At 59.6% G+C, this 13958-nt stretch carries 12 protein-coding genes; 5 read left to right on the plus strand and 7 right to left on the minus strand.

Annotation, left to right across the window (positions count from 1 at the left end; all coding sequences use genetic code 11):
* Positions 1-2: 2 nt before the first annotated feature.
* The 4 genes from DWV32_RS07655 to DWV32_RS07670 form a co-directional block, all read right to left on the minus strand.
* A complete protein-coding gene (locus DWV32_RS07655) occupies positions 3-419 on the minus strand; it encodes a hypothetical protein (protein WP_117639744.1) in 417 nt (138 codons plus the stop codon).
* 148 nt (positions 420-567) lie between these two features.
* Positions 568-2091, minus strand: coding sequence for a C69 family dipeptidase (locus tag DWV32_RS07660; protein ID WP_117757777.1), 1524 nt, complete (start codon positions 2089-2091; stop codon positions 568-570).
* Positions 2092-2445: 354 nt separating this feature from the next.
* A complete protein-coding gene (locus DWV32_RS07665; RefSeq protein ID WP_117757778.1) occupies positions 2446-3300 on the minus strand; it encodes a bifunctional 5,10-methylenetetrahydrofolate dehydrogenase/5,10-methenyltetrahydrofolate cyclohydrolase in 855 nt (284 codons plus the stop codon).
* Between the two features lie 2 nt (positions 3301-3302).
* Positions 3303-3935, minus strand: coding sequence for a cyclodeaminase/cyclohydrolase family protein (locus tag DWV32_RS07670; protein ID WP_158566114.1), 633 nt, complete (start codon positions 3933-3935; stop codon positions 3303-3305).
* A gap of 377 nt (positions 3936-4312) precedes the next feature.
* Here DWV32_RS07670 and DWV32_RS07675 point away from each other — a divergent pair, with 377 nt between their 5' ends.
* The 3 genes from DWV32_RS07675 (at position 4313) to DWV32_RS07685 (ending at position 8537) form a co-directional block, all read left to right on the plus strand.
* A complete protein-coding gene (locus tag DWV32_RS07675; protein WP_117757780.1) occupies positions 4313-4915 on the plus strand; it encodes a hypothetical protein in 603 nt (200 codons plus the stop codon).
* A 241-nt stretch (positions 4916-5156) separates the two neighbouring features.
* On the plus strand, positions 5157-5750 hold the full coding sequence (locus DWV32_RS07680) for a hypothetical protein (protein WP_117757781.1): 594 nt from the start codon (positions 5157-5159) through the stop codon (positions 5748-5750).
* A gap of 306 nt (positions 5751-6056) precedes the next feature.
* Positions 6057-8537, plus strand: a complete 2481-nt coding sequence (locus tag DWV32_RS07685; RefSeq protein ID WP_117757782.1) for a phosphatidylinositol-specific phospholipase C — start codon at positions 6057-6059, stop codon at positions 8535-8537.
* A 92-nt stretch (positions 8538-8629) separates the two neighbouring features.
* Here the strand turns inward: DWV32_RS07685 and DWV32_RS07690 are convergent, their stop codons facing one another.
* Entirely contained in the window at positions 8630-8899 is a 270-nt protein-coding gene (locus tag DWV32_RS07690) for a hypothetical protein (protein WP_117757783.1), read from the minus strand.
* A 168-nt stretch (positions 8900-9067) separates the two neighbouring features.
* Between DWV32_RS07690 and DWV32_RS07695 the strand changes: the two genes are divergently transcribed.
* Complete coding sequence (locus tag DWV32_RS07695) at positions 9068-10117, plus strand: YhcG family protein (RefSeq protein ID WP_117757784.1); 1050 nt, start codon at positions 9068-9070, stop codon at positions 10115-10117.
* Between the two features lie 57 nt (positions 10118-10174).
* Here DWV32_RS07695 and DWV32_RS07700 read toward each other — a convergent pair whose 3' ends face one another.
* The gene (locus tag DWV32_RS07700; protein ID WP_117757785.1) at positions 10175-11512 is read right to left on the minus strand and encodes a hypothetical protein; all 1338 of its coding nucleotides are present in this window, start codon (positions 11510-11512) and stop codon (positions 10175-10177) included.
* Positions 11513-11730: 218 nt separating this feature from the next.
* Between DWV32_RS07700 and DWV32_RS07705 the strand changes: the two genes are divergently transcribed.
* On the plus strand, positions 11731-12912 hold the full coding sequence (locus DWV32_RS07705) for a cation diffusion facilitator family transporter (RefSeq protein WP_117757786.1): 1182 nt from the start codon (positions 11731-11733) through the stop codon (positions 12910-12912).
* Positions 12913-12924: 12 nt separating this feature from the next.
* On the opposite strand, the gene DWV32_RS07710 is transcribed toward DWV32_RS07705, so the two are convergent.
* Positions 12925-13914 (minus strand): hypothetical protein, encoded by a 990-nt coding sequence (locus DWV32_RS07710; protein WP_117757787.1) that lies wholly within the window; start codon positions 13912-13914, stop codon positions 12925-12927.
* Between the last annotated feature and the right edge of the window lie 44 nt (positions 13915-13958).

Below are 13958 nucleotides of genomic sequence, written 5' to 3' on the forward strand. Positions count from 1 at the left end.
TGCTACTCGGCCTCTTCGGTATCCTTCGCATCGTCGGGCTCAACGGACTCGACGGGCACCGAGGTCACGTTGTCCTCGACCGAATCGACGATGTCGCGCACATGGGCCAGGAAGGCCGTGCGCTCGGGGGCTGTCATGACGCGGACGCGAGCCAGAATGAGCTCGTCGAGCACGCGCTGGGCCGCGGTCTCGCCCTGCATGCCCAAGCGCTCGGTCAGATCGGAGATGGTACCGCCGGCCTGTTCGAACATGTCGGACACACTGCGGGCGATACCGGGGGCGCCTGCGTCCTTGCGCACCTGCTCGCCCTTGGTGTTAAGGTCGTCGAGAACCTTCTTGCTGCCCTCGACGGCAACGGCGGCGGCGCCGAAGCCCACGTTGATGGCACCGTTAACAAGCTGATCGAGTTTCATAACCATGGTTGGCTCCAATCATGAACAACTGCATTGGCCTTCTTGTACCCAAGATTGGGCGAACGACACAAAATCGTTTTACTGCCAAGATAGAAATCGAGCGGGGCAAAGCCTTTGACGGCGTTTGTCCCGCTCGCTCGTTGCAAGGTTGTCTTTACCTTACGTTGTCGTTCATCGCGAAGGAGTTCTTCATGGCGCAGCTCGTGGTGTAGAGCACCTTGCCCAACAGGGCATCGGTCTCCACGCGCACGAGCTCGGCAAATGCCTCGTTGGCGCGGGCGAGCTCGGCAGGTACCTCGGCCTCGGACAGGGCGGCAACGGCAGCGTCAACGTCGTGAATCTGCTTGTGGCCCATGCCACCGACTTTCTCCTGATAATCCTCGACCGCGCGACCGCACTCATGGAAGCGGACATCGGCCAAGGCACCGATCAGACGATTTGCCCAATAGAAATTCTCGGACGTCACGCGAGCCTGCGTGTCGGCATAGTACTCGGGCATGGTCTCGACGTTGGCATACAGCGGCACGAGCGCGTTAAACGAGTTGGAGCCAAACGCCATCCACTGTACGGCGCGATACGCCGGCTGCGCATAGGGGCGCAGCTGCAGCACGGCAAGCTGGCTGTTGCGGTTGATGCCGATGGGACGATAGGCGCCACGTGTGGCGGGCGTACCCTTGCTGCCGTAGCAGTCGTACTCCGTGCCCTGGTAGTGGCTCGAAAGCACGTACTTGATGTCCTCGAGGGTCACCTTGCGCTCGGGCACGCGGCTCCAGGGGATGTCGTCGCTCTCGGGCGTGTAGTCGGCCTCGGGGCCGTCCCACACATCGCTGGGGTTGAGGCAACGCTGCATGTACCAGGCGCGCGGCGTGTTGTAGACGTGGTCGCTGTCACTGTGCGAGCCAAAGGCCTCGCGCGGGTTGAAGACCGTCGCCGGACCGTCGCCCTCGACGCCCAGCGTCAGGTCCAGATGCCACTCGGCCATCCAGGCGCGCAGGTCGGCGGAGCACATGTGGCCGACCTGAGCGCCCTCGGCATCGTCCAGGTCAAAGCTGTCGATACCCAGCTGGTTGGGCATGGTCACATAGGCGTCATCGGGCACGCGCTTGGCAATCCAGTGGTGGCCGCCGATGGTCTCGAGCCACCAGATCTCGTCCACATCACTAAAGGCGATGCCGTTGTTCTCGTAGGTGCCATAGCGCTCGAGCAGGTCGCCCAGAATGCGCACACCGTCGCGGGCAGACTTGGCATACGGCAGCACCAGGGTCACCATATCTTCCTCGCCCAAACCGCCGGGCTGCGCCGGAACATAGCCTTCGTCGCCCTCGTTGCCCTTGGCGGGCACGTAGTCCACGAGGGGATCGGCGCCGCGGACGCGCTCGTTGGTGGTAAGCGTCTCGGTTGCGGACATGCCCACATTGAGCTCGTTGAAACCGGCCTCGGCCCAGATGCCGTGACCCGGGACAACGTCGGGGACGCTCGTGTAGCGCATGGGATTGTCGGGCAGCTCAACGGTCAGGTGGCTCAGAACGCTCGTGTAGACACGCGGCTGCTCGTCGGGATGCACCACGCGCATGCGCTTGGGCTCAAACACCCCGTTGGACGAGTCCTCATTGCGGGCAACCAGCGTCGACCCGTCGTAGCTCGCGTTCTTACCAACCAAAATCGTTGTGCACGGCATGCGCATCCTCCTTGAGCGAAGAAATCAAACGATAACAGTGTATCGCTTCGGCGCAGAAAGGGCGAAACCGCGGCGCTGGCAACCCCTGTGGTCAAAATATGCCAAATATGAGTACTGTCACCAATTTAGTAACAGCAATTTTGCTACGCATGGGTGTCGAAAGCCTATATTTGTTCAAAAATTAGATGATGTAATTCCTCATAGGTCCAATAAAATAGGCTCTCTATCGATAATAAATATCGTTAGAGAGCCTATTTGACCTAAAATATATGTGACTATCTTGGCAACAGTACTCATATTTGGCATTTTTTGTCCACGGGGTATAGAACTAACCCCTCAAACAGCCCAAAACGCCTATTTCGATGCACGCTCGGCCGCTTCGATCACGTGTTTGGCGAGGATCGCCGTCGTCACAGCGCCCACGCCGCCCGGCACGGGCGTGATGGCGTTAACGACCGGCTCCGCAGCATCAGAATCGACGTCACCCACCAGCTTGCCAGCGGCCTCGTCCCAATTAATGCCAACATCGATGATCGTCTGGTCCTCGCGAACGGCATCCACGCCAATCGTACGCGCGCGTCCAACGGCGGCAACCACAATGTCGGCAGCACGGCACTCGGCAGCAAGGTCGCGCGTATGCGTATGGCACGTCGTCACGGTCGCATTGCGCGCCGTAAGCATGGCGGCTACGGGACGCCCGATCACCAGCGAGCGCCCGACCACAGCAACCTTAGCTCCATCCAGCTCAACGCCGTAATGATCCAGCAAAGCAAGCACGGCTTCGGCTGTGCAGGGGGCAAAACCCTCGCCGCGCCCCGAAAGCGTGGTGAGCAGCGAAGCCGGCGTCATGGAGTCAACGTCCTTGGCAGGATCGAGCGCTGCGGCAACCGCATCCTCATCAAGGCCGGCGGGCAGCGGGCGGAACATAAGGCAGCCATGAACAGCGGGGTCGGCATTGATGTCCTCGATGGCCGCCAACAGCTCGACCTGAGAAACATCGGCGGGAAGCAAAACGCGGCGAGCTTCAATGCCAACCTTCTCGCAGCGCTTGAGCGCACCGCGCTCGTAGGATAGGTCTTCCTCGCGTTCACCCACACGCACGATAGCCAACGTCGGAACAACGCCTCGCTCGCGCAGGGCTGCGCAGCGAGCAGCAAGTTCCTCAGTCAGCGCGCGGGCGACGGGAGCGCCCTTCAGCAGTTCAGCCATGGCTATCCCCTCTTCCTTGCAGCGTCGGCGGCGCGGCGCGCCAGCGCATCGGCGCGCGGCAACCACGTGTCCAGCAGCTCATCGCACGCGGTCTCGAGCTCCTCGGCGCGCGCCCGGTCCTTCATAGACGTGGTGTTGGCAAAGAGCGTCAAGCTCGCGCCCTGCATAGCGGAACGGCAGAACACGGCGCCGCACGCCACATCGGACAGCAGCTGACGCGAACCCTTGTCGGCCATGTCCTCGAGCAGCGCCAGCGCACGCCCGCAGGCATCCATAATGCGATACGGCGGCATAGCGGCCACATGCAGCGCATCCTGAATCGCGGTCGCTCGAGCCGGATCGTCACGCGGAATACCGTACGCCGCGGACACCTGCCCATAGGCACGAACGTCCTCGGCAACCAACTCGACAAGCTCCTGGGCCAGCTCATCAGCATGGACAAACGCACGCGTCAGGTCATCCGCACGATCAGCAAGCGCGGGATTGGTCGCACCGTAGCGGGCAACCATTCCGCACAGCGAGGCGCCCAGCGCGCCCACAAAGGCGCTCGCGCTGCCACCGCCGGGAACCGGCTCGCGCGCGGCCAGCGCCTCGGCAAACCCGCGGCAGGTCTTGTCCATCATCTCTTGGCTCATGCACATGCACCTTCAAGTCATATACATCGGTCGGGTGGCAACCGCCGACCGACCGCATCGATCACGTAATGGTGCTAAGTCTAGCCCATAAGCACATGAGCGTCAGCGCAGCTGGCCATCGCGGATTTCTATGGCACACGATAGGCGGCAGCGACACAAACATGGGACACATGGCCCACCTTTCGAGACTCCCGGGCAGCACAAGCTGGGGCATATCTATAAGTAAGGAACCCGTTGGGGCACGGCCGGGCAACGGCCACAAGCAATGAACGGAGGCATAAGCCGCACAGCACACAGAGACATCCGCCGCCAGCGCAATCAGTACCCCAACAGCATGCGGCGCCGTGATGTCATCGGCAGACAAGGAGGACGCCACCATGAAGAAAAAGACCCTATCGATTCTTTCCCTTTGCATCGCCCTCTTTGCCGCATTTGCCCTTGTCGGCTGCGGCGGGAGCGCATCGGGCGGAGGCGGCAGCACCGCCAAGAGCGAGAGCAAGGAAAAGGCCCCCGTCGCCAAGAAGACCGACTTTATCTGGTTTAAGGTCGAGATGCCCGAGGGTGTCGGCGTAAGCGACTCCGCCGGCAAGAATGCCGACAGGGTTCAGCTCACCTTCCCCGAAGACGAGAACGCCTCGGCCGATCGCTTTATCCCCGTTTGGAAAAAAGCGCTGACGGCCGAGGAGTCCCACGCCGACCAGGCAGAAAAGAAGGGGGATACGTTCCAGTGGAAGGATGGCGGGTCCGTCGAGTATAACGGCAGGACGTGGCTCGTCGGAACATACGAGGACAACAGCGGCATCTCAACCATGCTTTTTACCGACGTTGAGCCGGGAAGCGCCTACGTCCTCATCTCGAACTTCGACCAGCACAAGAAAGAAGCCGAGACACTCCTCAACTCCATCGAGTTCCCCGACGACATGAAGAAAGCAGTTGACGAGGCACGCGAAGTCGAGATTTCGAGCATCGAGATCAAGTAACGGGGCACCCGCACGTGCCTATGCGCACCCGCGCACATGCGCTCCATTAAAACAACGGGCGCCCAACCCGGGGAGGGCCGACGACATCGGCCCTCCCCTCTTTTGTGCCCGCGTATATTGCCACTTGTCGGCGCAAATCCTGCCCCCAGAATGGGACACATGGCCCACCCGAACGAGCCGCTCGCGCGTACAGTAAAGACAGGTAATCCATGGGCGATTACAGATCGAGGAGGACACGACCATGAAAAAGAAGGCCTTTGCGATTCTCACCCTCTGCATCAGTCTCTTTGCCGCAGTTGCCCTGGTGGGCTGCGGTGGCAGCGGTGGCGCTACCGGCAGTGGCGGTGGCGGCGGAGCAGAAAAGCCAGCCGTGGATATGAGGACCGACTTCATTTGGTTTAAGGTCGAGGTTCCCGAGGGCGTCGAGATCACCGACGTTGCCGGCGACACCGCCGACAGGGCCCAGTTTAAGTTCACCGAGAGCGAGCATGCGAGCGACCGCTTCATACCCATCTTCGACCCCGATAAGAACGCCGACGAACTGTTCGACTACGAGGCAAAGTGGAAGGCCAACTCCGGATGGACCGAGAGCGACCCCGTTAAATACAACGGCAAGACCTGGCGCAGTGCTTACTTTACGCACTCGGGCGGCGTAACGACCGAGTGCTTTACCGACGTTGAAGGCGGCAGCGTTTACGTGCGCATCGACAACGTCGAGGAGCACAAGGACGCCGTCGAGACCATGATGAAGTCCCTGGAATTTGCCGATGATATCGCCAAGGCCAAGACCGAGGCCATGGACGTCAAGCTCGAGGATATCGAGATCAAGCGCTAAGCGACTGGCGAGCGCAGCGGGAAACACGAGCGCAGCGCAAACAAGCGACGGTACCCCAGCGCTTCGTACTAAGGGAGGGCCGGTAAACCGACCCTCCCTTTCTTATGCCGGCAGCCGACGAACGCGAAGATGCCGGGCGGCAAAACCGCCCCCCAGCGCGGTAACGGCACAACATGAACAAGCACCCCAGCACGTCCGCTCGCCGATTTATAGCGCCGCGCAGACAATTGAGCCGACACCTTTAAACATCCGGGCAGTAAAGTGACCAAAATAAGTGCATAACCGCACCCTGCGAATGGAGGAGTTATGACCGAACATCATGCCATCAGTCGCCGAGCGTTTACGCTGGGCCTTGGACTCGCGGCGTTGTCGCCACTTGCAAGCCTGCCCGAAACCGCCACGCTGGGCATTAGCCCGCGGACAGCCTTTGCGGACGGCACGGCCGAGTCAGCGGCCACCCTCGACAATTTCGTCATTCGCCTTCGCCCCGCGGGCTATTTTCGCACCGCGAGCGTCAACGAAGACGGCAACGTCATCGGCAACGTCTGCCACCTGTTTAATGACGGCACGTCCAGCAAGCTCATCCTTGAGCACGTAGGGACCGATGCGGACGGCACAAACTGGTATGCCATCCGCACCCTGCTCAATTTCGAAGAGCACAAGAAGACGGGCTACAGCATTTGGTCGGTCGATGGCGACTCGGACAAAGATGGAAAGGTCATCCACGTATGGAGTGGCGAGTACGACCATAAGGACAGCCGCGCCTATACGTTCGACCGCCAGTTCGACGGAACTTATATTATTCGAGACCGCATATACACGAAAAACGGTATTAACTACCTGGCCATAGAATCGAAAGGCAAAGACCAAGACAACAACAAGATTTGCCAAAAGAAATATTCCATTCCGTGGGAGCTCGAGCTTGTCGGCTACAGCATGGACAAGACCGATGCCACAGTTAGCAGCATCGACTGGACCACGTATAGCAGCTACGTCGACGGACCATGTTGGATGAGCCACGTCGAAGGCAACAAGTACCTCGACGAGCTGAGCATCCCGGGCACGCACGATTCGGGAACTTGCAGCGTGGACAACGACACCGAACCCCAATCCTCGCAAGCAAAGTGCCAGCAGGACTACATCCCCACGCAGTTGCTCGAAGGCATTCGCTATTTTGATATCCGACTCGGAAAAGGCAACGACCCCGGCATCGACCATGGAAGTTGCTACCTGCTCAAAAAAGACGGGCACTTCATGCATCTCTCCGATGTCGTTGGCTACTTCAAAAAGTTTTTGAACGAAAATCCGTCAGAAGCGCTCATCATGCTTGTATCCCGAGGCAACAACGAGGCTACTGACGAGAGCCTTACGACGGCTTTCGCCAAGGTTTTGGACGACAACCCCAAACTGTTCTATACGTCGAGCCGCGTTCCCACACTGAACGAGGTGCGCGGAAAGATCGTCCTGCTGCGCCGATTTGGACTCGCCGGCGACAGCGTAAGCGGCCACACGTGGGGCCTCGACCTAACCGAATGGGACAACAAAATCGCAGCACACCCCAGCAGCTCCTCTATGTGTCTCGTCCAAAACGCGCAAGGCTTTGAAGCCGCAGGGGAAACAGGCGACAAAAAAGCCTATTGCACCAAGGTATATGCCCAGGACCATTACGAATGCACCGGAACCGACAAGATCAGCTGGGTCGATATGGCCCTGCAGGAGACGGCTAAGCTCAACCGCAACGAGGTAGATGTCGAGGACGATAACGGGGCCAAGGAGCAAGTCCTGGAGCGCTGCTGGTCTATCAACTACACCAGCTGCACGAATCACAAGCAAGGAAGCAACCCATTTACCGCAGCGCGAGTAGTCAACGAGCATCTGTACAAGAGCCCGTACATCAACCCCAGCGACAACGAGGAAACAAAGTCAGATTACCTCAAGCACATTGGCATCATCGCATCCGACTTTGTTGATGCGGCGCTGGCCCGGAGCATCTACCAGCGCAATTACGATTACGATACACAGCACAAGCAGACAGCTTCGTACTACCTCCCGAGCCGCATACGCATGACGTACGGCGACTCGCTGAGCGATGCCTCGCTCCAGGATGGCAAGACCGTTGGCGAGGGCCATTTCCGCCTTGTCGACAGCAGCAACGTACTCAACGTGACGGCTTCGGGCCATGCGTTTGCCATCGAATATGTGGATGTCGACGCCTTGGGCAACGAGACCGTTACGGAGCTGCGGGGCTCCGTGCCCATCGATATCGATCCACGCGCGCTGACACCCCACTTTGAGGGGCTCGAAGGCCTTAAGGCCGGCGAGGACGTGCGCGCCAAGATTGCGGCATCACTCGAGGGCAAGCTCGAAACCGATGCCTGCACGGCCCAGCTCGAGTTTGTGCACGACGCGAACGGCGCTCCGGGCACGGCAATGGCCGAGGGCGAAACATTTGCCGCAGGGACGTACTGGGTGCGCGCGAAAGGCCTTTTGGGCGACGCGGCACAGAACTACACGCTCGCCAGCGATGGAGCCGCAAGCTTTACCGTAGCGGCCTCGGGCAGTGCAGGCGGCACCGGCAGCGGCACGGGTTCCAACGCAGGCGGCGCCGACAAGAACGGCAAGGGCAACAAGAGCGACCAGGGCAAGAACTCGGCCGGAAAACTCGCCGACACGGGCGACGGCTCCGGCATTGCCGCCGGGCTCGCCGCTGCCGCCGTGGCGACAACGGTCGCTGGCGCTGCAATGCTTGCCAGTGACCGCGACAATACCGAGGACGTTAACGAATAGGCAAGCCAGTCTTTTGGGCGCATCAACTCAATCGGGGCGCAGAATACCGTTCTGCGCCCCGATTTTCACCTTGGCCCAAACGTCGCCATAGGCTACATCACCATGTTCAGCGCGTTAACAAACTCCTGGGCCTTCGCACGACTGCTCAGACTAAAGACGCAAGCGGTTAACAGTCGATTGCGCAGGAAAACGTCGCGACCCTTGATCCTGTTAACGCCCGTGATGTCCTTAAGGTAGACAATCTCGATATGCTTGCCGCCGAAAGCACCCTTCTTGAGCACCTCGATGCGGTTAGGGTAGATCTTGACGTCTTTAAACCTGCCCGAACCTTTGTCCTGGAACAGCAAGGTGTTGTTGTCCATGTGTGTCACTCCCATGGGGTTCGCTAAAACTGTCTCTATTGCCACATTTTAGTCACCGCAAGGCTCCCATGCGAAGGTGCCAGACAGCACAGCAATTCGTGTCCGCGCGAGGCTTTAAACTAGATGAGATAAAGATGCATTCCACAAGAGGAAAGTGGGGCGACAGTGATGGGCGAACTGGTAAACCGTGGAGAATCGGCAATCGTGCCCGAAGGTTTTTACAAGCAGGTTTCCTCGATTCTCAACGCCGCTCGCGACAAGGCCTATACCGCCGTTAACTTTGCGATGGTTGAGGCGTATTGGGAGATCGGCAAGAGCATAGTTGATGAGCAGGGCGGAGAGGAGCGCGCCAAGTATGGAGAGGCGCTGCTCAAGGCCCTCGCAATCAGACTTACCAAGGATTTTGGTAAAGGTTTTGAAGCAAGAGAGCTGCGCAAAATGCGTCAGTTCTATCTTGCATTTCCAATTCGGGACTCACTGCGTCCCGAATTGAGCTGGACACATTACCGCAGGTTAATACGCATTCCTGACCCCGAAGCTCGCACCTGGTACATGAACGAATGCGCCGACTCTCGCTGGAGCACGCGCCAGCTCGAACGCCAGATCAACACCATGTTCCGCGAGCACCTACTTGCCAGCAAAGACAAGGAGGCTGTCACCCAAGAAATCCAAAAGAGCGCCCCAGCTCGTCGCCCCGAGGATATCATCCGCGATCCATATGTACTGGAGTTTTTAGGTTTCTCGGACGATACTGCGTTTCGCGAGAGCGATCTAGAGCAGGCGCTCATCACACATCTTCAGAAGTTCCTGCTGGAGCTTGGCCGTGGCTTCGCTTTCGAGGCGCGCCAAAAGCGCATCACCTTTGATGGGCGCCATTTCTATATTGACCTTGTTTTTTACAACTATCTGATGCGCTGCTTCGTGCTCATCGACCTTAAGACCGATGACCTTACGCATCAGGACCTGGGCCAGATGCAAATGTATGTGAACTACTACACGCGTGAGCTCATGAACGAAGGCGACAATCCGCCCATAGGCATCGTGCTCTGCGCGGACAAAAGCGATTCGATCGTCGAGTACACGCTGCCCGAAGACAACGACCAAGTGTTTGCCGCCAAATACCTGCCGTATCTTCCAAGCAAGGAAGAGCTGGCGCGCGAGCTGAGTGCCGAGTACCGCGCCATCAACGAAGCGACCAATGGCGAAACGCAAGGGTAGCAGCACGTTGCGACCGAAACGCCCGCACGCCTGTGAGCCGTCCCGCGCTGCGCTTCCCTACTTCCCAAAGATCGCAGCGAGCAAGCCCTTGCGTTTGGGCTTTTCTTCTCGGTAGGAACCCTCGACGGCGGCTGCAACCTGGCGCGGTTGCTCGCCGCCTCCACGGCGCACGATCTGGTACAGAAACGGCGACTTAACGTATTTGACCTCGATGGGCGTGGCGTGCACGGTGCTCTCGCCGGACAGATGAAGGCTCAGGTTGAGCGGCGCCACGATATGCGTCTCGCGCTTGTCGCTAAACACCACCGCGGCCGCGCGGCCCGTCTGGCCGTTCACGGCGATGCGCACCTGCTCGCCGTCGCGGCTATCCGTCGCCGGACGATCGACAAAGTAGACCGGCACCATCACCAGACCGTCCTTTTGCTTGCGGGCCTTGCGCGCCCACATGCGAATGCTCTTTTTATTGAGCCCCAGTACCGCCTCGGCATCGTTGCCGGCAATGTCGAGCGCCAGCTTATCAATGACCACCTGGTCCTTGGTAGATGCATCGACGGAGACAACGCGAAAGTCGCCCTCCTGCATGGCAGGATCGAACGGCCCCACCTTGCCAAAGTCCCACGGCTCCAAAATGCCCATAAGACGAACGTCCAGGTAGTTTGCCCGCGGATACGCCCAATCGAGTACCTCGTAGTACACCAAGGTCTCCTTGCTCAGGCCCTTGCCCGGGAAGCTCGCCATCATACGCAGGTCCGCCAGCGCCATGGGGAAATAGAAGAGCATCATGTCGTTTTGGATCGCGTCTTCCACGTCGTGCCCGGCAAAGGCATCCGGGTACTGGCGCACCAGCTGCAGCGCGTTGGCACGTGCCTGCTGCGGTGAGATTTCGCAGGGAATACCCTGCTCGGGCACATGTTCCGCACCAACGCCCATGGTCAGGCGCTTGCTAAACGTCCCCGGCTTGAGCAGGTCGGCGACACCGATCTTATTGCCGCAGGACGGGCACTCAAACACGCGCTGGGTCGACTCGCCCTCAAAGGACGCTCCGCAGAAGGGACAGGGGATGCTCACGTGCGTGGCCTCTTGGAACTCCTGGGCCGTGCCGCGGTCTTCCCACAGCAGATGCTCCAGAACCGACTGATTGCGCCAGTGCTCATTAAAGAAATACCAGTCGGGGTCCACCGGGCGCTCGAGCTGCGACACATGCGTGAGCTTAAGCAGCCCATCGACAACCGTCAGTGGCGTATGGCGAATGCCCAGGGCGCTCTTGGGCTCCCCCGCATCGGCCTGCCACGGAACGACCGTGCCGCAATAGGCGCACTCAAAGCTGCGTTTAGCCTGGTGTGAGTACATAGGGCCGCCGCAGTTTTGGCATTTAATGGCAAACATCTCGTCCATGAATACGTCCTCCTTTGCACTGGGGCTGTCGACATTAAGTATGTCGGGCAGGTAAGCACGTGCCCATACCCATGTGGCCCAAAATCGAGCACCCAGGCAGACGAGAAGGCTCGCTCGTTAGCACCGGCAGACTATTGCTGCATTTTCTGAGCATCGGTGCACGGCGCCCCCGCGCGAGCTACACTATCCCCTTAAACATGATTGTGAGGACGACCGCTATGCTATTTGTAAATCGGCTGGTACATACGCTTGTTCCCGGCAGCGAGGGCGAGCCGGTCGATACCTCCCGCCGCACCAACGCGGGCTTCGCCGCAAGCCTCATCTGCATTGGCCTCAACATCACCTTGTGCCTGGCCAAGGGCATCGCGGGCCTGCTCGCTGGCTCCGTCTCCCTCATCGCCGACGCTTTCAACAACCTCTCCGATGCCTCGAGCAACATCGTGAGCCTGCTCGGGTTCCGCCTCGCCAGCCGCCCGGCAGACGAAGGCCACCCCTATGGCCACGGCCGCTACGAGTACCTCGCCGGCTTGTTTGTCGCCGTCCTGGTTTGCGCCGTCGGCATCAACCTGATCCTCGAGTCGGTCACCAAGATCATCAAGCCTTCCCCCACCGCTTACACGCTCGTTTCCCTTGCGGCACTGGCTACATCCATGCTCGTTAAGCTCTGGATGGCCGCATTCAACCGCGCGCTGGGCAACCGTATCGATTCCGAAACACTCATTGCCACAGCACAGGACTCCAAAAACGACGTCATCACCTCGGGCTCGGTCTTGGTGGCGGCGCTTATTTCGCAGACGACCGGCTTTGACCTCGATGGCTGGGCAGGCCTGGGTGTGGGCATCTTCATCTGCATCAGCGGCATGGGCCTAGTGCGCGACGCCATCAGCCCGTTGCTGGGGCAAGCGCCCGACCCCAAGCTCGTCCAGGCAATCCGCGACAAGATCATGTCCTATCCGCAGGTCTTGGGCACACACGACCTGATGGTGCACGACTACGGCCCCGGTCGTCAGTTTGCCAGCGCTCACGTGGAGATGCCCGGCGAGGGCGACGCATTTGAGCACCACGAGATCCTGGACACCATCGAGCACGACATCAAGCGCCAGATGGGCATTGGCATCACGCTGCACTGCGACCCCATCGCGACAACCGGCGATGATTTGCGCGGCTGGGTCAAGCGCGGCGTTATGCAGATCGACCCCGAGCTCTCCATCCACGACCTGCACGAGCACGACGGGTTCGTTTCGTTTGACCTGGTGCGCCCCGACGGCTTTGACATATCCGACGAGGAGCTGCTGGAGCTCGTCACGCGCATCGTGCACGAGCGCCGACCCAATGCCTCATGCGTCGTTACGTTTGACTCGGGCTTTAGCTCGCCCGACCGTCCGGCTGAACAGCTGTAGCCCGCTTAACAGCTAGTTTCCCTGCGCGCCCGAGATGCCGTTTTGCAGTGCATTCCAGGCACCCGTCGCCATGTCGCCCAAGTTCTGCGCGGTGTCGCCCAGGTTTTGTGCCGTATCGCCCAGCTCTTGCGCCTTGTCTCCCAACTCCTGTGCCTTGTTGCTCAAGTCCTCCAGCGTATTGGAACTCGAGCTGTCGGTACCGCTTTGGCCGTCGGGCGAGTTGCCCGAGCTATTCTTGTGCGTGAGTTGAATTTCGAGGTTGCCGCTGTCGTTATAGTAAGCAGAAGTAACGACCCAGTTGGCATCGATGACGGGCGTTGAGCCATCATCAGTCAGGACCACGGCATTCGAAAGATTGGCGCCGCGCGACTTGAGAAGTTTCTTGGCGTTGGACCAGTACTGCCCCGGGATATCGCTCAGATCGACGGTGCTAGACGAGGCGGACTCGGTTTGCTCGGCAGCGGTATCAGCCGTTGAACTCCCTCGCTTGTTGAGCATGCCCGACACAATGGCAAACACAACCGACAGCGCAAAGAAGATCGCCAGCACGATGAGGATCTTCTTGATCACGCTCGACGAACGCGACGGCTTCTTCTCCTCGTCCTCGCCATATTGCGGAATCGACTTGGGGTACTCGCGATACGGCTCGCGCGACTCGTAGCGAGGCTGCGCCGTGCGAGGCATATACGTCGTCTGCTGAGGCTGCGGAATGGGATTCTGCGGCAGGTCATCATAGGGATTCGGTGTCGAGGCGGCATAAGAATCCTGCGGCGCATAATCAAACGGGTCCGGAGCTGCGTTGCCATAGGGGCCTTGCGAAGATGCAGCATAAGAATCCTGCGCCGTGTCGCCATAGCCCATAACCCGGGTGGGCTCGGCAGAAGGCTGCGTCGCGGCGGGGTCGGTATAACCGCGGTTGGGAACAACGCGAGTCGCATCGGCGCTATCGCCAGCCTGCGCGGAACCGTAGCCGCCCATCACGGTTGTCTTGTCCTGATCCATGCAACGATTCCTTTCCGTCGCGCGTGAGCATCAAGTTATCCATG

The organism is Collinsella sp. AF04-24 (assembly GCF_003465685.1).
Classification (GTDB): domain Bacteria; phylum Actinomycetota; class Coriobacteriia; order Coriobacteriales; family Coriobacteriaceae; genus Collinsella; species Collinsella aerofaciens_AP.

Bases quoted from the DNA above. Each gene is read 5' to 3' on its own strand.
- DWV32_RS07670 (WP_158566114.1), bottom strand. From the start codon at position 3,935: ATGAGCCAAGAGATGATGGACAAGACCTGCCGCGGGTTTGCCGAGGCG.
- DWV32_RS07705 (WP_117757786.1), top strand. From the start codon at position 11,731: ATGCTATTTGTAAATCGGCTGGTACATACGCTTGTTCCCGGCAGCGAG.
- DWV32_RS07660 (WP_117757777.1), bottom strand. From the start codon at position 2,091: ATGCCGTGCACAACGATTTTGGTTGGTAAGAACGCGAGCTACGACGGG.
- DWV32_RS07690 (WP_117757783.1), bottom strand. From the start codon at position 8,899: ATGGACAACAACACCTTGCTGTTCCAGGACAAAGGTTCGGGCAGGTTT.
- DWV32_RS07685 (WP_117757782.1), top strand. From the start codon at position 6,057: ATGACCGAACATCATGCCATCAGTCGCCGAGCGTTTACGCTGGGCCTT.
- DWV32_RS07700 (WP_117757785.1), bottom strand. From the start codon at position 11,512: ATGGACGAGATGTTTGCCATTAAATGCCAAAACTGCGGCGGCCCTATG.
- DWV32_RS07695 (WP_117757784.1), top strand. From the start codon at position 9,068: ATGGGCGAACTGGTAAACCGTGGAGAATCGGCAATCGTGCCCGAAGGT.
- DWV32_RS07680 (WP_117757781.1), top strand. From the start codon at position 5,157: ATGAAAAAGAAGGCCTTTGCGATTCTCACCCTCTGCATCAGTCTCTTT.
- DWV32_RS07665 (WP_117757778.1), bottom strand. From the start codon at position 3,300: ATGGCTGAACTGCTGAAGGGCGCTCCCGTCGCCCGCGCGCTGACTGAG.
- DWV32_RS07675 (WP_117757780.1), top strand. From the start codon at position 4,313: ATGAAGAAAAAGACCCTATCGATTCTTTCCCTTTGCATCGCCCTCTTT.
- DWV32_RS07655 (WP_117639744.1), bottom strand. From the start codon at position 419: ATGGTTATGAAACTCGATCAGCTTGTTAACGGTGCCATCAACGTGGGC.
- DWV32_RS07710 (WP_117757787.1), bottom strand. From the start codon at position 13,914: ATGGATCAGGACAAGACAACCGTGATGGGCGGCTACGGTTCCGCGCAG.